This window comes from Xanthomonas sp. WHRI 8393 (genome assembly GCF_040203315.1).
In the GTDB taxonomy this organism is placed as follows: domain Bacteria; phylum Pseudomonadota; class Gammaproteobacteria; order Xanthomonadales; family Xanthomonadaceae; genus Xanthomonas; species Xanthomonas arboricola.
Genome location: NZ_JBEGGL010000010.1, coordinates 1 through 18,224 on the forward strand (window position 1 = coordinate 1; position 18,224 = coordinate 18,224).

Annotated in this window: 13 protein-coding genes and 1 other RNA gene; 8 read left to right on the plus strand and 6 right to left on the minus strand. The window is 65.6% G+C overall.

What is annotated here, in order from left to right; genetic code table 11:
- The first annotated feature begins 329 nt into the window (after positions 1-329).
- The 3 genes from mutM (at position 330) to ABQ137_RS20080 (ending at position 4,103) form a co-directional block, all read left to right on the plus strand.
- On the plus strand, positions 330-1,145 hold the full coding sequence (mutM, locus tag ABQ137_RS20070; RefSeq protein ID WP_349783432.1) for a bifunctional DNA-formamidopyrimidine glycosylase/DNA-(apurinic or apyrimidinic site) lyase: 816 nt from the start codon (positions 330-332) through the stop codon (positions 1,143-1,145).
- Between the two features lie 184 nt (positions 1,146-1,329).
- Positions 1,330-2,433 (plus strand): DUF4380 domain-containing protein, encoded by a 1,104-nt coding sequence (locus ABQ137_RS20075; RefSeq protein ID WP_184519747.1) that lies wholly within the window; start codon positions 1,330-1,332, stop codon positions 2,431-2,433.
- Between the two features lie 68 nt (positions 2,434-2,501).
- Positions 2,502-4,103, plus strand: a complete 1,602-nt coding sequence (locus ABQ137_RS20080; RefSeq protein WP_126966967.1) for an OpgD/OpgG family glucan biosynthesis protein — start codon at positions 2,502-2,504, stop codon at positions 4,101-4,103.
- 147 nt (positions 4,104-4,250) lie between these two features.
- Here the strand turns inward: ABQ137_RS20080 and ABQ137_RS20085 are convergent, their stop codons facing one another.
- A complete protein-coding gene (locus tag ABQ137_RS20085) occupies positions 4,251-5,495 on the minus strand; it encodes a GAF domain-containing sensor histidine kinase (RefSeq protein ID WP_024937659.1) in 1,245 nt (414 codons plus the stop codon).
- A gap of 206 nt (positions 5,496-5,701) precedes the next feature.
- Positions 5,702-6,367: a thymidine kinase gene (locus tag ABQ137_RS20090; RefSeq protein ID WP_024937658.1), complete on the minus strand. Its 666-nt coding sequence runs from the start codon at positions 6,365-6,367 to the stop codon at positions 5,702-5,704.
- 113 nt (positions 6,368-6,480) lie between these two features.
- Between ABQ137_RS20090 and rep the strand changes: the two genes are divergently transcribed.
- Positions 6,481-8,457, plus strand: coding sequence for a DNA helicase Rep (gene rep, locus ABQ137_RS20095; protein WP_104601520.1), 1,977 nt, complete (start codon positions 6,481-6,483; stop codon positions 8,455-8,457).
- Positions 8,458-8,520: 63 nt separating this feature from the next.
- Positions 8,521-9,111 carry a GNAT family N-acetyltransferase gene (locus ABQ137_RS20100; RefSeq protein WP_349783433.1) on the plus strand — a complete coding sequence of 197 codons (591 nt, stop codon included), beginning with the start codon at positions 8,521-8,523 and terminating at the stop codon, positions 9,109-9,111.
- A gap of 4 nt (positions 9,112-9,115) precedes the next feature.
- On the opposite strand, the gene ABQ137_RS20105 is transcribed toward ABQ137_RS20100, so the two are convergent.
- Positions 9,116-9,192, minus strand: a non-coding RNA gene (locus tag ABQ137_RS20105) — sX9 sRNA.
- Between the two features lie 70 nt (positions 9,193-9,262).
- Between ABQ137_RS20105 and ABQ137_RS20110 the strand changes: the two genes are divergently transcribed.
- Complete coding sequence (locus ABQ137_RS20110; RefSeq protein WP_349783434.1) at positions 9,263-10,297, plus strand: DUF4272 domain-containing protein; 1,035 nt, start codon at positions 9,263-9,265, stop codon at positions 10,295-10,297.
- 132 nt (positions 10,298-10,429) lie between these two features.
- On the opposite strand, the gene ABQ137_RS20115 is transcribed toward ABQ137_RS20110, so the two are convergent.
- Positions 10,430-11,098 (minus strand): YceH family protein, encoded by a 669-nt coding sequence (locus ABQ137_RS20115; protein ID WP_160955252.1) that lies wholly within the window; start codon positions 11,096-11,098, stop codon positions 10,430-10,432.
- 279 nt (positions 11,099-11,377) lie between these two features.
- On the opposite strand from ABQ137_RS20115, the gene ABQ137_RS20120 reads away from it, so the two are divergent.
- The gene (locus ABQ137_RS20120; RefSeq protein WP_024937644.1) at positions 11,378-12,343 is read left to right on the plus strand and encodes an HAD family acid phosphatase; all 966 of its coding nucleotides are present in this window, start codon (positions 11,378-11,380) and stop codon (positions 12,341-12,343) included.
- A complete protein-coding gene (gene pyrF / locus ABQ137_RS20125) occupies positions 12,340-13,071 on the plus strand; it encodes an orotidine-5'-phosphate decarboxylase (protein WP_349783435.1) in 732 nt (243 codons plus the stop codon). The genes ABQ137_RS20120 and pyrF overlap by 4 nt, the downstream gene beginning before the upstream one ends.
- 252 nt (positions 13,072-13,323) lie before the next feature.
- Here the strand turns inward: pyrF and ABQ137_RS20130 are convergent, their stop codons facing one another.
- Both ABQ137_RS20130 and ABQ137_RS20135 read right to left on the minus strand, forming a co-directional pair.
- Positions 13,324-14,844 (minus strand): tryptophan halogenase family protein, encoded by a 1,521-nt coding sequence (locus ABQ137_RS20130; RefSeq protein WP_349783436.1) that lies wholly within the window; start codon positions 14,842-14,844, stop codon positions 13,324-13,326.
- Positions 14,845-14,951: 107 nt separating this feature from the next.
- The gene (locus tag ABQ137_RS20135; protein ID WP_024937641.1) at positions 14,952-17,987 is read right to left on the minus strand and encodes a TonB-dependent receptor domain-containing protein; all 3,036 of its coding nucleotides are present in this window, start codon (positions 17,985-17,987) and stop codon (positions 14,952-14,954) included.
- Positions 17,988-18,224 lie beyond the last annotated feature (237 nt).

The following is an 18,224-nucleotide window of genomic DNA, read 5'->3' on the forward strand; positions in this document are numbered from 1 at the left end:
GAAGTGAAACGCAGCTGCGCCGATGGTAGTGTGGCTCAAGCCATGCGAGAGTAGGTCATCGCCAGGGGCTTTACCCGAAACCCTCAGTCCAATAGGACTGAGGGTTTCTTTTTGTCCGAAATTTAAGCCAACTGGCCAAAGCCAGAGCCAGAGCAAAGCCAAAGGCAGAGCTGAAGCCGAGTAGCGCCAGGGCAATCAGACACTCGGACGCTGCACTGGCGCAATCGAGCAACGTAACGAGACTGGGGCGACGAGCTGGATTTACTGCCGTTGGCCACCATATTGAATCGGTGTCGGTGCACCGCCGGCCTGGCCAATTGGAGACCTGCATGCCCGAGCTGCCCGAAGTCGAAACCACCTTGCGTGGACTGGCTCCGCATCTGGTCGGCCAACGCATCCATGGCGTCATCTTGCGACGCCCCGACCTGCGCTGGCCGATTCCTGAGCAGATCGAACGCTTGTTGCCCGGCGCGACCATCACCGATGTGCGTCGCCGTGCCAAATACCTGTTGATCGATACCGATGCCGGCGGCAGCGCGCTGCTGCATCTTGGAATGTCCGGAAGTCTGCGCGTCTTACCCGGCGATACCCCGCCGCGGGCACACGATCATGTGGATATCAGCCTGGAAAATGGCCGTGTCCTGCGTTTCAACGATCCGCGTCGGTTTGGTTGCCTGTTGTGGCAAAACGATACGCACGTACACGATCTGCTGGCGGCACTTGGCCCGGAACCATTATCGAATGCATTTACTGGCGATTATCTGCATGCACTGGCGAATGGCCGGCGCGCGGCAGTGAAAACCTTTCTGATGGATCAGGCGGTCGTTGTCGGCGTGGGAAATATCTATGCGGCAGAAAGCCTGCATCGCGCCGGAATCAGCCCATTACGCGAAGCGGGCAAAGTATCGTTGGACCGTTACCGGCGCCTGGCCACGGCAGTGAAAGACATCCTCGGCTACGCCATCCAGCGCGGCGGAACCACGCTGCGCGATTTCATCAGCCCGGACGGGGCACCCGGTTACTTCGAGCAGGAACTCACGGTGTATGGGCGCGAGGGTGAAGCCTGCAAGCAGTGTGGACGTGTGTTGAAACACGCCACGATCGGGCAACGCGCGACGGTGTGGTGCAGCAGTTGCCAGCGTTGAATGCCGGACAGGTGACCCACGCTGATCGAAACACCAACCTCCAGTTCTGGATCAGTGACGACCGCTGGCCAGTAGCCCTCGGATAACAGCAAACGGCGCGCTTGGAGCCGCAGTGGTCGATTGCTTGATGGTGCGTTGCCGTGCATCGCGCCACAATCGTGACGTCCTGCGATTGGAGTCGTCCATGCCTGCCTCACTGCGCTACTTTATGCCGATCATGCTTGTGGGTGCATCAGCGTTGCCACTGGCAACAAGCGCATGCGCGGATGAGCTTGCGTCCAGCACCAAACCCGCAGTTGAGCGCATCCAGTTGCACAACGGGGTTGTTGAACTCAGTGCTACGCCCGCGTTCGGTGGGCGCGTGCTGTCCTTTAATTTGCGTGGACACCCCAACGTGTTGAAGACGGGTGAGGCGGTTGATCAGCAGCCCGTGCCAGAAGTGTCCGCGATCGCAGGCGATATCCCGTACCTCGGCCACGATGTCTGGGTAGGGCCGCAGAGTCAGTGGTGGGTGCATCAACAGGTCAACCCGACACGCAAGGCGGCCACCGCGGTCTGGCCACCGGATCCGTATCTGTCGTTGGCAACCACACGTGCAGTCACACGTGGTGGCGATCACCTGATCCTGGAAGGCGTGCCCAGTCCGGTCACCGGCGTGCAGCTACGCAAGCGCGTGGCTCTTTCATCCACGCGTGCCAATACCGTGGAGGTGGAGGCCACCGCCCGCAACATCCGCAGCGAGTCCATCGCCTGGGATCTGTGGTTCAACACGCGTGTCGCGGCGAGCACGCGCGTCTTCGTACCGGTTGCCGACGCGGCAGACATTCGCCTCCAGCCGCCGACCGAGGCCGGCACGGTTGCGCCGGCCTACCGGCATCACGGCGGCGTGTTTGCATTGCGTGCCGATGCACGTCAGGACGGGCTGATTCAGCGTGGCAAGGTGTTGTTGCAGCCTTCGGCAGGCTGGATGGCAGGCTTTGCGGGCGACCAGGTGCTGGTGATCCGCTTTGCGCACCAGCCGCTGTCCGCGATCCATCCGGAGCAAGGGCAGGTGGAGCTGTATCTGGACGCGCCGCCGCAGCATCCCGAGCGCGGGCTGCTGGAAATGGAAGTGCACGCGCCGTACCGGCAGCTGGCGCCGGACGAGCGCATGCAGGCGAACGAGCAATGGACCTTGCTGCGCTACACCGGACCCGACGCGCAGCAGGCGCAACACCAGTTCCTGTGCAGCAAGGCGCAGGAGCTGCAGCTGACCAATGCGTGCGCGCCTTCGTCTGCCGCGCCCTGACCTCCGCATTCACCTCCGCGCCGAGCTGTGGCTATGATGGCGGCCATTCCCTGAGCAGACCGATGCGCATGCAACGACGCCACTTCCTGAAGAATGCCGCCGCCGCATTGGCCGCGCTCGGTTTGCCGGCGCTGCCGCAGTGGGCGTTGGCGGCCAAGGCCGTTGGTCTGCGTCGCCTGGGGCAGCCGCAGCCGTTCGACTATGGCTGGCTCAAGGGGCAGGCGCGTGCGTTGGCCACGGCGCCTTACAAAAGCCATAAGCAGCTGCTCCCGGGGTCGTTGGAGGCGTTGAACTGGGATCAATACCAGTCGATCCGCTACCGCCAGGACCATGCGCTATGGGCGGACGGCAACGGCAAGTTCCAGGCGAAGTTCTTCCATCTGGGGCTGTATTTCCACACCCCCGTGCATATCTACGACATCGTCGACGGCAAGGCGCAGCAGCTGGCCTACGACCCAGCGGCGTTCGATTACGGCAGCAGCGGGCTGGGCGGCAAGCAGTTGCCCAAGGACCTGGGCTTTGCCGGGTTCCGTCTCAATACGCGCAAGGACACCGATCGCGATTTCTCGGCCTTCCTGGGCGCGAGCTATTTCCGCGCAGTCGGCAAGGAAGGCCAGTACGGGCAGTCGGCGCGCGGGCTGGCGATCGACACCGGCACCGGCGGGCCGGAGGAGTTTCCGGACTTCATCGCCTATTACCTGGAGCAGCCGGCCGACGATTCGAACACCGTGGTGGTGTACGGGCTGCTGGATTCGCCCAGCGTTGCCGGTGCGTATCGCTTTGCCATCACCAATGGCGAGGTGCTGGTGATGGAGATCGACAGCGCGCTCTATCCGCGCAAGACCATCGAGCGATTGGGCATCGGCCCATGCACCAGCATGTACCAGGTCGGCGAAAACGATCGCCGCATGGACTGGGACTGGCGGCCGGAAATCCACGACACCGATGGCCTGGCGATGTGGACCGGCGGCGGCGAGTGGATCTGGCGGCCGCTGTGCAACCCGCCGCAGCTGCGCTTCAACATGTTCGTCGACGAGAATCCGCGCGGATTCGGCCTGCTGCAGCGCGATCGCAACTTCGACCATTATCAGGACGACGGCGTGTTCTACGAGAAGCGCCCCTGCCTGTGGGTGGAACCCAAGAACGGCTGGGGCAAGGGCTCGGTGCAACTGGTCGAGATTCCGACCGTGGACGAGACCTTCGACAACATCGTGGCGTTCTGGAATCCGCAGGACAAACCGCAGCCGGGGCAAGAGTTGCTGATGGGGTACCGGTTGTATTGGGGCGCGCATCCGCCGGCCAGCTCGCCGCTGGCGCACTGCGTGGCCACGCGCACCGGCCTGGGCGGCATCGTCGGGCAGAAGCGCAGCCATTTCTCGTGGCGGTTTGCGGTGGATTTTGCCGGGGGCGAACTGGCTGCGTTGGCCAAGGACCCCAAAGCCAAGGTCGAGGCCATCCTCCAGGTGTCGCGTGGCAGCACCGAGATCGTGTCGGCGCGTCCGCTGCATGAACTCAAGGGCTATCGGGCGATGTTCGACCTGGTGCCGCCGGATGACAGCACCCGGCAGATCGATATCCGCCTGTTCCTGCGCGCCAACGGCAAGCCGCTGACCGAAACCTGGCTATACCAGTGGACGCCGCCACCGGCGAGCGAGCGCAAGGTCTACTAGCGCACAGGGACGTCGCGCGACCGATGAGGTGGGCGATTGTCAGGCAGGTTCGGATGGCGCAGTGACGACAGGCCGCCGATTTCGAATGGCGACCGCGGCTGCGTTACAGCCGCACAGTCGCCGATGCGTCGCCCAGGCGCCGCGGACTCAGGCCGACGTTGAGCTGTTGACCAACTGCATGCGCGCACGCGGACGCACGCAGGCCAGGTCCACCCGGAAGCAGGTGCCGTCCTTGCCGCTGAGGATGCGCAGTTCGCCTTGATGGGCCCGGGCGATCTGGGCGGCCATGTGCAGGCCCAGATCCACTTCGGGCAAGGCGCGTCCACCGGTGTGCACGTGGGTGGAGGCCTGCAGCACGTCGAGCCGGCGTGGATCGATCCCGTCCAGATTGCAGACCTCGATGCGCAGGCGGCCCTGCTCGGTGACCGCGACCGCCTTGATCAGCGAACTCTGTTGCCCCTGCACCACGGCGTTGATCATCAGGCTGCCGAACATCTGTGCCAGGCGCACCGCATCGCCATGCACCGGCTCGTCGATGGCCACATGCGTGGACAGCACCTGGTTCGGATACGCGGCGCGGGTTTCATCGACAACCTGCGACAAGGCATCGAGCAGGTCGCTGCCGTTGCCGTAGTCCAGTTGCAGCCAGTCGCGTTCGATACCGCGCGCGAAATCGTTGGCGAAGTCGATCAGTTCTTCCATGCGCCGCAGGCTGCGCTGCATCGACCGGATCGCGCCGCCCTGGCGCTGGTTGAGCGGGTCGATTGCCAGCATGTCCACCACCGCATGCATGGACTGCAGTGGGTTGCGCAGATCGTGGCCAAGGATGCCGATGAATTCTTCGCGCAGGCGCGCGGAGGCGCCGATACGCCCCAGCTCGCTGCGTGCGCGCCGCGATTCCTGCGCGCTCTCTTCGGCGCGCTGCTCGGCCTGGATCTGCGCTGCCAGCAGTTGCGCCAGCAGCTCGACCTTTTCCACCATCGGCGCGTCCATGACGCGCGGCAACGGGTCCAGCGCGCACAAGGTGCCGAACACGCTGCCGTCGTCGAACTTGATCGGCACCGACACATAGCTCTCGAAGCCGTACAGCCGCGGCGTGGGGTGATCGCGGAAGACCGGGTGCTCGGAGGCATGGCCGAACCACAAGGCGTTGCCCTGGGTACGCACGCTGTCGCAGAAGGTGGTGACCAGGGGCAGCTCGTCGCCGGGCGCCAGGCCGAACGACAGCTCGTCGCGGACCTGGCAGGTGATCCAGCGCGTATCGGTCACGCGCGCAACAGCCGCAAACCCCATGCCGGTCAGACGGGTGAGAATGGTCAGGACATCCGGGACCGACGATAGCCGGCCAACACGCGCGATATCTGCGCGTAACTCGGGAGGAAGCGGACCCATGAATTGCCTCCCGACAAATGGATGGTCGCCAGTTTACAGGACTGCGGTTGCGCCTGGTTGCGCGTGGATCGCTGCAACGGCACGGCAACGATACGCCTGTTGATGTGTAGCGGAAATACAGCGGCGATCGAATGCCTGCAGGGGTTTAGCGGCGCATCACACGTGCATACCGGGGCAATACGTCGACAGCGTTTCGGCTGAATTCTTCAGCCCGTCCCCGTGCCGGTTTCCCTGTCCGACGAGCCCGCAGGCGGCAGCGGCAACGCGATCTGCAGCGGGTCGATGCGGCCTTCGCCACGCATGATCTTCTTGAACTCGGCGCGGCTGACCGACACGTAGCGCTCGTTGCCGCCGATCTCCACCTGCGGGCCGTCCTGCACCGCGTGGCCTTGCGCATCCACGCGCACGGTCATGGTGGCCTTGCTGCCGCTATGGCAGATGGTCTTGATCTCCTCCAGCTCGTCGGCCCAGGCCAGCAGGAACTGGCTGCCCTCGAACAGCTCGCCGCGGAAGTCGGTCCGCAGGCCGTAGCACAGCACCGGAATGCGCAGGCGGTCGACCACCTCGCTCAACTGCCAGACCTGGCCACGGTTGAGGAACTGCGCCTCGTCCACCAGCACGCAATGCAGCGCGCCTTCGGCCTGGATGTCGCGTTCGATCAGTTGCTGCAACTCGGTGCCGCGATCGAAGGTGCGCCCGTCCGCGCGCAGGCCGATCCGCGAGGCCACCACGCCGCTGCCGGCGCGGTGATCGAGCTTGGGCGTGAGGATCAAGGTGCGCATGCCGCGTTCGCGGTAGTTGTGCGCCGACTGCAGCAAGGTGGTGGTCTTGCCGGCATTCATTGCCGAATAGTAGAAGTAGAGCTTGGCCATCGGTGGATTTTACCGGGCCGGGCGGTCGGCGGTGACAGCCATCTGCATGAACCGGCGGCGCAGGCCTGCCCGGCGCGGCGCCGGTACAATGACCTGCTCTGTTGGAAGCCTCTATGCACGGTCTCAATCCCCCGCAAAGCGCCGCAGTGCTGCACTGCGAAGGTCCCCTGTTGGTGCTGGCCGGTGCCGGCAGCGGCAAGACGCGCGTGATCGTGGAGAAGATCGCGCACCTGATCGCCACCGGCCGCTATCCGGCCAAGCGCATCGCCGCGATCACCTTCACCAACAAGTCGGCCAAGGAGATGCGCGAGCGTGTGGCCAAGCGCATCCGTGGCGATGGCGCCGATGGATTGACCATCTGTACCTTCCACGCGCTGGGGCTGAAGTTCCTGCAGATCGAGCACGCCGCTGCCGGCTTGAAGCGCGGCTTTTCGATCTTCGATTCCGACGATGCCGCCGCCCAGATCAAGGACCTGATGCACGGCGCCAAGCCCGATGCGATCGAAGATGCCAAGAACCTGATCTCGCGCGCCAAGAACGCCGGCCTGTCGCCCGAACAGGCGATGGCGGCGGCACGCAGCAACCGCGAAAAGGAAGCCGCCAGCCTGTACGAGCGCTACCAGGCGCGGCTGACCACCTTCAACGCGGTGGACTTCGACGACCTGATCCGCCTGCCGGTGCAGATCCTGGAGGCCAACGAAGAGATCGTGATGGGCTGGCGCGAGCGCATCGGCTACTTGCTGGTGGACGAGTGCCAGGACACCAACGATGCGCAGTACCGGCTGCTGAAAATGCTGGCCGGGCCGCGCGGCAACTTCACCTGCGTGGGCGACGACGATCAGAGCATCTACGCCTGGCGCGGTGCCAATCCGGAAAACCTGCAGCAGATGGGCCGCGATTATCCGGCGCTGGAAATCATCAAGCTGGAACAGAATTACCGCTGCTCCAACCGCGTGCTGCGTGCGGCCAATGCCTTGATCGCGCACAACCCGCACGAGCATTTGAAGACCCTGTGGAGCGACCAGGCCGACGGCGAGCGCATCCGCGTGTGGGAATGCCGCGACAGCGAGCACGAAGCGGAAAAGGTCGCCGCCGAGATCTCGTTCCTGGGTACCGCCAAGCAGGTGCCGTGGAGCGATTTCTGCATCCTGTTTCGCGGCAATTTCCAATCGCGGCCGCTGGAAAAGGCGCTGCAGCTGCTGCGCGTGCCGTATCACCTGACCGGCGGCACTGCGTTTCTGGAGCGGCAGGAAGTCAAGGACGTGCTGTCGTGGTTGCGGCTGATCGTCAACCCCGAAGATGACGCGGCGTTTTTGCGCGCAGTGCAGTCGCCCAAGCGCGAGGTCGGTGCGACCTCGCTGGCGCGGCTGGCCGAGCTTGCCAGTGCGAAGTCGGTGCCGATGTCGCGCGCGGCCGAGTCGATGGGCGCGCTGCAGCACCTGCCGGCGCGTGCGGCCAATGGCCTGAGTGCGTTCACCGATATCCTGCGCGATATGCGCGAGCATTCGGCCAGGCTGCCGGCGGGGGAGCTGGTACGCATGCTGGCCGACAAATCCGGCCTGCTCAACGACCTGCGCAACCAGTCCAAGGACGAAACCGGCTTCCAGCGGCGCAAGCGCAATCTGGACGAGTTGGCCGAGTGGTTCGAAGGCGGCCCGCGTGGTGCAAGTGCCAGCGATCTGGCCGCGCAGCTGGCGTTGTTGTCGCGCAACGACAAGGACGATGGCGGCAACCAGGTACGCATGATGACCATGCACGCGTCCAAGGGCCTGGAATTCCGTTATGTGTTCATCGTCGGCTGCGAAGACGGCGTGCTGCCGCATGAAGTGAGCCTGGAAGAAGGCAACCTGCAGGAAGAGCGCCGGCTGCTGTATGTGGGCATCACCCGGGCCAAGGAGCAGCTGTGGATGAGCCACAGCAAACTGACGCGCAAGTTCGGCGAGCATGTGCGGCTCAAGCCCAGCCGCTTCTTCGACGAGATCCCGGCCGAAGAATTGCAGCGCGATGGTGCCGACCCAGTGGCCGATGCCGAGCGCAAGAAAGAGCGCGCCAGTGCGGGCTTGGCGGCGATCCAGGCGTTGTTCGACTAGCGGTTGTTGCGTACCGCGCAGGCTTGCCAGCGACACGCCTGCACGGCAGTCTGGTTTGCCCTGATGCCGGAGTGCGCCGTGACTGTCGTGATCGAAACCCCGCGTTTGCGCCTGCGGACATTGGATCCCGAGCGCGATGCCGACGCAGTGCTGACGCTGGTCAACGACCCCGGCTTCATCGCCGGCATCAACGACCGCGGTGTGCGCACCCGCGAGCAGGCGCGTGATCATCTGCGTGAGTGGGCGCAGGCGCACCAGGAAAAATACGGCTTTGCGCACTGGGCGGTGGAGACGCGCGCCGAAGGGGCGTTTGCCGGCACATTGGGGTTGTTGTGCCGCGATACCTTGCCGATGCCGCATATCGGCTTTGCACTGCTGCCCGAGCATCGCGGCAAGGGCTATGTCAGCGAGGCCGGGCGCGCAGTGCTGGACCATGCGCGCGATGTGCTGGGGTTGCCGCAGCTGTGCGCGATCGTGTCGCCGGACAATGCCGATTCGATTCGCGCGCTGGAAAAACTCGGATTGCAGCGGCAAGGCCTGCGCGTGTTGAGCCAGGAGGACCATCCGGTGCTGTATTACACGATCGCGCTCGCTCCGGCCGACATGGACAGCCGGGCAGGCCTGCGGCACCCTGGCGGCGACTCTTACCGCTGAACGCGGCCGACACAACGCAGCAAACAGTCGTCAGCGTGGGGGGGGACGGCGCGCAGGCACTTCGGTGGACGAGCGGCGCAGCGACTCCGCACCGCACCTGCCTGGCGATGAGCGCCGTCGTTGTGTCCGTCGCCTCAACAAGGACACTTGCATGCCATTGCTGGTCAACGCCTATTCCACGCTGCGCGAGCCGTTGTGGCCGGATTTCCTGCCGCGCGCCGCCGTGCAGCACCGCGACCACGCCGATCCGGAATTGGCCACGCATCTGCATGGCTTCGTCGGCTACGTAAGTCAGGCCGGCGACGGCCAGATGACCCAACCGCGCTATCACCTGATGCGGCATGTGCAGCGGGTGCGTCAGCATTTCACTTTCGAGGTCGACGATGCGGCTTTCGGGGAATTGGCGCAGTGGGCCGAGCAGGCCAACGCGGTGTGTTTCCTGGCCGACGGCAGCGTGCGCGATCCGCACGGGCGGGTGCTGATCGGCCAGGGCGAGCCGGCGATCGATGAGCAGGCGCAGGTGCCGTATCCGCCGGATGCCTTGCAGCGGCGTGCGCAGCAACTCGCGCAGCTGACCGCGCAAGGCATCCGCGTGCCCCCCAGCCTGCCGCCGGTGCCTGGCGAGGCCGAAGCACGAGTGCGCGATGCGGCGGCGGTGACGCAGCGCATGCTGGCGTTGTTTGCGGCGGCCTTGCGCGCGGAGATGCTGGCCGCCGGCGATACGCCACCGGCGTTGGAAGCGATGGACACCCGCCTGCCCGGTGTGGCGGCGGCACTGTCGCCGCAGGAGCGCGCCTTTTTTGCCCAGCCTGCGCCGGAGCCCCAGCAGCTCGCCAACTTCGGCTGGCGCTACGAGAGCCTGGCCGTGCTGCAGTGGGCCCTGGGGCTGGCCGAGGCGCTGCCGGAGCCGACCGACCTGTGTGATGTGCCCCTGGCGGCCCAGCGCGCGCTGGAGCATGCCGAAGCCGCGACGCGGCCGTCGCTGACGCTACGACCGGTGCCGGAACTGCTGGATGCGCTGGACCGGCACTTGCGCCTGCATTGGGCGGTGCGCCAGGCCGGCCAGAGCGAGCAACCGCCACCGGCCGGCATCGTGCCGGGCGTGGTCTACGAGCGTCACTACACCCTCAACTGGCTGCTGCACTTCGAAGACGCCGACTGGGATGAGGTGGATACGCCGACGTAAGCGGGCCGGCCGCACGCTGCGCCGTCACTGCGCGGCCTGCGCGTCGTCTGGCGGTCTGGCTGGTCGTTGCGTGCTTTGCGCCCCGCGCAGGGGTCGATGTGAAGCGGGCATCTCCAGGTGCGGACCGTCGCGCTAGGCGCCAGCCGCCTCCAGGCGCGCCTGCACGGCGGCCAGCGCATCCTGCAGCTCGGCGACGGTGGCTTCCAGCGTTTGTACGCGCGCTTCCAGCTCGCTGCTGTCGGCACTGCTGCGGGGGCCTGGAGCAGCGCGTGCCGCCGCGGCCTGCAGTGCGTCCAGATCCAGCTCGCCGCTGAGCAGATGCATGTAGCGGTCCTCGCGCTGGCCGCTGGCACGCGGCAGTTGCACCGCCAGGCCGCGCTGGATGAGCCGGTCCAGATGGTGGCGTACGTCGTCGGCATCGTTGAAGCGCGCCAGCCGCTCGCTACGCGCGAACAGCTCGCCCAGCGTCTGCGGGCCGCGCAGCAGCAACAGGCCGATCAGGGCCACCTGCTGGCGGGTCAGGTCCAGCACGCTGCCCAGCCGGTGTTCGTAACGCTCGGCGCGCGAGGAGAACTGCTGGCGGACCAGCCCCAGGGTTTCGAGTTGACGCAGGGCGTGATGCACCACGCCGGTCTGCAGGTTCAGCACCGGCTCGCGTGCGGTCTTCTGGTTGGCGGCCACCTGCGCGGCATTGACCGTGAGCGGATACGCATCCGGCGTGGTCGCCTCTTTTTCGATCAGGCAGCCAAGCACGCGGGCCTGGGCGGTATCGAGGACGGGCGGGGAAGGTGCATCTGTCATGGGGGCGACTCCGGGGCAATCAGCGCACAAGCATATGCCGATCCTGCATTGGCGTTCTTCAGGCCGCGATCCCATGCAGGGCAGCCAGAGCGGCAACGGGATCGAAGCGGCCGTCAGTCGTCGCAGGCGCATGAAACGCGTGCAACGCCAGCAAATCCCACGGTGGCCACGTCGCCGTGCGTGCGCACGTGCCGCTGCCCGCAGCACTGCTGTCGGCCGGAGCGGGCGGGGCGGCGCGAACCCGCTAAAATCGCGGTCTTCATTGCCGCTCCTGTCCTGGTGGATGCCATGCGCCCCTCGCTTTACGCCCCGTTGTCCCTGCTCGCCTGCACCGCGCTGGCCCTGAGCGCCTGCAAACCCGGCGATAAGGAGCTCGCGCAGCGCGCGCAGGACGCCGCCGTGTCCGCCAATGCGGCCGCCGGCGCCGCCGCAGCCAAGACCGCCACGCCGCCCGCAGCCGCCACCGTGCCGGCTGGCGACGACAACCTCAACGCAGTGTTGTGGATGCAGCGCTCGGAGGAATACCGCGCCGTGGCCGAGCAGACCTACCGCGCCGCTGCCGACAAGCTGGACGCTGCGCTGAAGCAGCCCAACTGGGACGCGCTGGTGCCCGAGGAACGCGGCAATGCCGCCACCGGGCTGAAGCCGGCCGTGGTGCTGGACGTGGACGAGACGGTGCTGGACAACTCGCCGTACCAGGCGCGCCTGCTGCGCGACGGCAAGGAATACGACGAGCTGAGTTGGGACCAGTGGGTGGCGGAGAAGAAGGCCACCGCGATCCCGGGCGTGGTGGATTTCGCCAAGGCCGCCAACGCCCGCGGTATCACCCTGGTCTACATCTCCAACCGCGCCGTGCACCTGAAGGACGCCACGCTTGCCAACCTGCGCAGCGTCGGGCTGCCGGTGGCCGATGACAGTGTGTTTCTGGGCCTTGGCACCGTGGTCCAGGGCTGCGAGCAGAACGGCAGCGAGAAGAACTGCCGGCGCCAGTTGGCCGGCCAGAAGTACCGCGTGCTGATGCAGTTCGGCGACCAGTTGGGCGACTTCGTGCAGGTCACCGCCAACACCGGCCAGGCGCGTGGCGCGCTGCTGCAGCAATACCACGACTGGTTCGGCGAGCGCTGGTGGATGCTGCCCAACCCCAGCTACGGCGGCTGGGAGCCGGCGCAGTTCAACAACGATTATGCCCAGCCCTGGCAGCAGCGCCACGATGCCAAGCGCGCCGCGCTGGAGGTGGCCCGATGAGCCGCGCCCCGTTGCCGCTGGCCGCGCATGAGCGGTTGATCTTTGCGCTGGATGTGCCCGGCCACGACGAGGCGATCGCCTGGGTCGACCGCCTGGGCGAGTCGGTGTCCTTCTACAAGATCGGCATGGAACTGCTGGCCTCTGGCGAGTACTTCCAGGTGCTCGACGCCCTGGCCAGGCGCGACAAGCGCGTGTTCGTGGACCTGAAGTTCTTCGACATCCCGGCCACCGTGGCCGGCACCATCCGCCGCCTGGCGCAGTGGCCGGTGAGCTATTGCACTGTGCACGGCTGGCACGCCGGCATGCTGCAGGCCGCCGCCGAGGCCAACCACGGCGACATGCGCCTGCTGGCGGTGACCGTGCTGACCTCGATGGGCCGGCCGGACCTGGCGGCGATGGGCATCGACCGCGAACCGGTGGAGGTGGTGGTGGAGCGCGCGCTGGCCGCGCAGGCCGCCGGCATCGACGGGGTGATCGCCTCCGGCCAGGAGGCCGGCCCGATCCGCAGCGCCACCGGCGCAGGGTTTTCGATCGTCTGCCCCGGCATCCGCCCCCGCGGCCCGGTCGGCGACGACCAGCAACGCACCGTGGGTGTGGCGCAGGCCTTCCACGACGGCGCCGATGCCATCGTGGTTGGCCGGCCGATCCGCCTGGCTGCCGATCCGGCCGCTGCGGCGAATGCGATCCAGGCAGAGATCCAGGCAGTGCTGCGAGCGGAGCAGCACTGACGGAGCATGGGGATAGTGCACGCTGCGCATGGTGCAAGCGAGCAAAATCAATAAGTTAAAGCGATAGAATTAAAGTGTTGCTTTAACGTTAAAGCCTGCGTACGATGCCCCTCGTCCGATGTCAGTCGGAAGCTGTGCCACTCATTGTCCACCGGGCTTGTCCCGGTTTTCGAAGGGATCGGGCCTTGTGCCCGGTCCTTTTTTTTGCCTGCCGATCGGTGCTTGCAGCGACTGCGTCGGCGGTGCCGTCGCTCAACGCGGCGCCGCTGCCTTGCAGTAGCGATCAATGAACTGCTGGTGGGCCGGCATGACGTCCACGCAGTGGCCGATGGTCTGCGCCACGCTGGCCAGGAAGCGTTCGGCGTCGTGATCGGGTACCTGGTCCACCAACGGGTGGTAGCCCCGCGGCAGGATGCCCTGGCCGACCATCACCTGCACCCAGCTGATCTCGGCGAACATCTCCTCGGCATTGCGGTAGAAGCGCCCGCTGTCGCGAAACAGGTCCAGCGTGGTCTGCAGCTCCGGGGTGATCGGCATCGTGCGGCAGTGCCGCCAGAACGCGCTGTCGTCGCGCTCGGTGGCGTGGTAATGCAGCACCAGGAAATCGCGGATGCGGTCGAACTCGAACGCCAGCCGGTCGTTGTAGCGCTGCACCAGCACCGGGCTGATGCCCTCGCGCGGAAACAGCTCCAGCAGCCGGGAAATGCCGGCCTGGATCAGATGGATGCTGGTCGATTCCAGCGGTTCCAGGAAGCCGCTGGCCAGGCCTAACGCCACCACATTGCGGTTCCAGAACTGCTTGCGCCGCCCGGTGGTGAAGCGCAGCGGGCGCGGGTCGGCCAACGGCTTGCCGTCCAGGTTGGCCAGTAGCGTGGCGGCGGCCTCGTCGTCGCTGATGTGTGCGCTGGAGTACACATAGCCGTTGCCGGTGCGGTGCTGCAGCGGGATGCGCCACTGCCAGCCGGCCGCGCGCGCGGTGGAGCGCGTATACGGCGTAGGCGGGCCGACGTTTTCGCTCGGCACCGCCAGGGCGCGGTCGCAGGGCAGCCAATGGGTGAAGTCGTGGTAGCCGGTGTGCAGCGCTTCTTCGATCAACAGCCCACGGAAGCCGGAGCAGTCGATGAACAGGTCGCCGCTGACGACCTGCCCGGAGGCCAGCTGCAGCGATTGCACGTGGCCGCTGTCCGCATGCAGCTGCACCTGCTCGACCAGGCCTTCGATACGGGTGACGCCGCGCTGTTCGGCGTAAGTGCGCAAGAAGTGCGCGTACTGCGTGGCGTCGAAGTGATATGCGTAGGCGATATTGGCCAGCGGCGAATTGGCCGGCACATCGCCGGCCGAGGTCATGAACTTGCCGCGCACCGCGGCCACGGTGTTGAGCGTATAGGCACCCAGCGGCTGCGCCTTGCCGCGCGCGTGCTGCTTGATCCAGTACTGGTGGAACGGCAGCAGCCCGAGCGGGTGCCCAATCTGGGTGCCGAAGCCATGGATGTACGACGTGCCGGGCCGCTGCCAGTCGACGAACTCGATGCCGAGCTTGAAGCTGCCCTGGGTCTGGCGGACGAACTCGGCTTCATCGATGCCGAGCAGGTTATTGAAGGCCTTGATGTGCGGCACGGTGGCCTCGCCGACGCCGACGGTGCCGAGCTGTTCGGACTCGATCAGCTGCACCTTGAAGCCGGGGCCAAGCACGCGCGCGAACGCCGCGGCGGCCATCCAGCCAGCGGTGCCACCGCCGACGATGACGATGTTGCGGAGGGGAGCGGGGATCATGCCTGTGTGTTCCTGGGCAAAGATGGCGGACGGACAAACGAACGGGGCCAGCCGGCCCCGTTCGAACTACCACACGCCCATGTCGGCGCGTGTGGCGATGGGGCCAATCAGAACTTGGCGCCGATTTCCAGCACGACACTGCGCGGCACGTAGTTGATTTCGCCACTGGTGTTGATGGCGATGTCCGGATCGAACTGCCCGTTGCTGCCGAAGCCGTTGTAGGCGTACGCGCTGTAGTTCTTGAAGTTGAAGGCGTTGAGCAGATTCACGCGCGCGTTGAGCTTGAAGTCCCCGACCACGGTGAACTCCTTGGTGGCCTGGAAGTCCACCGTGCGGTAGCCCCAGATATCGCCACCGACCAGGAACTTGCCGCTGCCCGGCGGGGTGACACCGACCTGCTGGCAGGTCGCGCCATCGGGATCGGTGAAGCCGAAGCAGGCGATCGTGTTGATCGGCTCGGGCGTTGCCAGCACCAGCTTGGCACCGAAGGTGACGCCCCACGGACCATCGATCGAACCGGAAGCGACAAAGCGATGTGCGGCCACGGCATCGGACTTCACGAACGGATAGCCGCGGATGGTCGCCTTGTCGAAACCGTACGGCTCATCAATGTTGCGGTTCTGGCGCGCGCTGGTGTGGGTGTAGGACAGGGTCAGGCCCCAACCGGATTCCTTGGTGTACGGCTTGTCGGCCGACAGCAGGACCTGGCTGTTGCGCTGCTCCAGGCCGTTGCTGCCCAGAATGGTGTTCTGGTAACCCGGCACCGGCTCGCCCCACGGCACGTTGCCGTTCTGGAAGTAGGAGCCATCCGGATAGCGGTTGATCAGGCCCATGGCAAAGCCGTCGTAGCTCAGGATGCGCTGGAACGTCACATCGGTCAGCCAGTCGCCCACCTGGTTGGTGATGCCGATGCTGTACTGGTCGCTGTACGGCGTCTTGAGCTTGTTGTTGAACATGAACAACTCGGCGCTGCCAGCGACACCGGGAATGGTGTTGAGCTGATCGATGCCGTTGAGGTAACGCGGGTCGAACGCAACGCACGTGCGGTCTGCGCGATAGCACTGCTGGGTTGCCGGGTTTTCGAAATACACCGCGACCGGCGACAACGCCGCCTTACTGGTTTCCAGGGCCAGCTGCTCGAACAGGTTGCGGTCGTACGAACGCGCGGCACCGCCGTGCAGGATGGCGGCCTCGTCACCGAAGAAGTCGTAGGAGAAACCGAAGCGCGGAGCCCAGGCATCCTTGAAGTTCTTGCGGTTGTTGCCGGTGCTGATGTAATCGGCCACGTTGATGCCGCTGGGTAGCAGACGGTTGGCCCATGGTTGACCGGGGTTTTCCGCATCGTTGGCGTACAGCGCGTCGACGAAGGCCTGCGAGGTCACGAAGTCGGTGTAGGCCGGTGTGTCCTCGTAATCCCAGCGCACGCCGATGTTGATCATCAGCTTGTCGGTGGCGGCCCAATCGTCCTGCAGATAGATGCCGTACTGCTTGGACGGCGATACCACCGTCGCCCGCTGGCCGGGCGTGGTGTAGGGCGCAATGAAGTCGACGCGATACGGCGTGGATTCCACGCTGCCGCCGTTGACGCGGTAGCTGAACTGCGGATTCAGCGCGGCCGCGTCCTGCGAGGTCAGCTCGATGTCCTTGTAGTTCACACCCATCTTGATGGTGTGTTCGCCGTGCCACTGGAAGCTGGTGAAGGTCAGGTCGTTCTGCAGGAACCAGCCCTTCTGGCTCTTGCGCTGCGCATTCCTGCCGCCGGCCGAACCGGTGGTCAGGAAGGTGCGCTCATCGATATCGGTGGAGCCGGCACGCGGCTGGAAATATGTGTAGACGATGCCGTTGCCCAGCGTGCGCGGGGTCGGGTTGTTCTCCGAGTTTTCGGTGCCGACGATGACCTCGTTGAACCAGTTGTCTGCACTGTGCTGCCAACGCAGGTTGGTGCGCTTGTCCTTGTTGATCTTGTCGGTGGCTTGCGCGAGCGTGTTGGTGCCGCCCACGTTGGCGGTCTGGGTCTCGTCGCGATAGATCGTGCTCAGCTCGATGCGATCGCGATCGGTGGGTTCGAAATCGATCTTGCCGAAGAACAGGTCTTCTTCGAACGGCATGTTGGCCGGGCCGTACTGGCTGGCCAGATCGGAAGGCAGCTGGTTGAGAAACGCGGCAGCCTCTGCGCTCGGTTGCACGCTCTTGGGTGCGACGTTCTCCTTGCCCTCGTAGGCAACGAAGAAATGCATGCGGTCCTGGATGATCGGCCCACCCAACGCAAAGCCGTATTCCTTGGTCTGCGAATCGATCTTGCCGTTGGCTTCCTCGTCGGGCCGCTTGTCGCGCAGATCCTGGTCGGTGTAGCGATAGAACGCTTCACCGTGGAGTTCGTTGGTGCCGGACTTGGTGGCCGCAGTGATCGCCGCGCCACTGATCTGGCCGTACTCGGCCTTGTAGTTGGAGGTGATGACCTTGTATTCGCCGATCGCCAGCTGCGGGAACGGGTTGCCCTGGGTGTCGCTCTGGCCGGCAACGCCGCCGCTGCGCACATAGCTCTTCTGGCCGACGCCGTCGATATACAGATTGCCGGCGCTGGCATTGGAGGCGCCACCGCGTAGCTTGGTGTTGCCGTTGCCATCCACCTGAAACACCATGCCAGGCACGGTATCGGCGAATTCGAGGAAGTTGCGCGTGGCCTGCGGCAATTGCTGGATCTGTCGCGCCGAAATGGTGTTACCTACCTCGGAGGTCTTGACGTCGCGAATCATCGGCGCGCTGACCGTCACCGTGTCCAGTGTGGTCGCGTCGCCGGCGGGTGCTGCGGCCGCCTCGGTGCCGAGATCGACGGTGGCGCTGGAGGCCACCGACAGGGTCACCGTGCGGCTGGCGCCGTTGGATTCGACCTTGTAGGTACCCGGCTGCAGACCGACGATGGTGTAGTTGCCGTTGGCATTGACCGGTGCGCGTCGCACCGAGCCAGTGGCAAGGTTGGTGACGACGACCTCGCTGCCGCTCTGTGCGGAAGCGACCTGTCCGCGCAGCGTGGCGTTGCTGGACTGGGCCATGGCCGGGGTGGTGGCGAACAACGAGGCAGCCAGGGCGCAGCACAACAGGCTACGTGCCGGCAGGGTGGAGACGGTGCGGTGAGTCTTCATGACTTTCCCCCTCCCAGGGGTAAAGCGCGAACCAGTGAAGTGACTGGCGCGTCGAGGTTGGTGCTTGGTGTGGATGGAACGGGTACAGCGGGCAACAAACAAACAGCAGTGACGGCAAACACAGCAAAAACGGTCGCCAACCGGAGCGTGCCATCTGCGGCATCGCGCGCATCGCGCGTCGCGCCGCAGCAACACACCTCAATCGGGACGATGCAACAAGCCTGCGGCCGGCCCCTC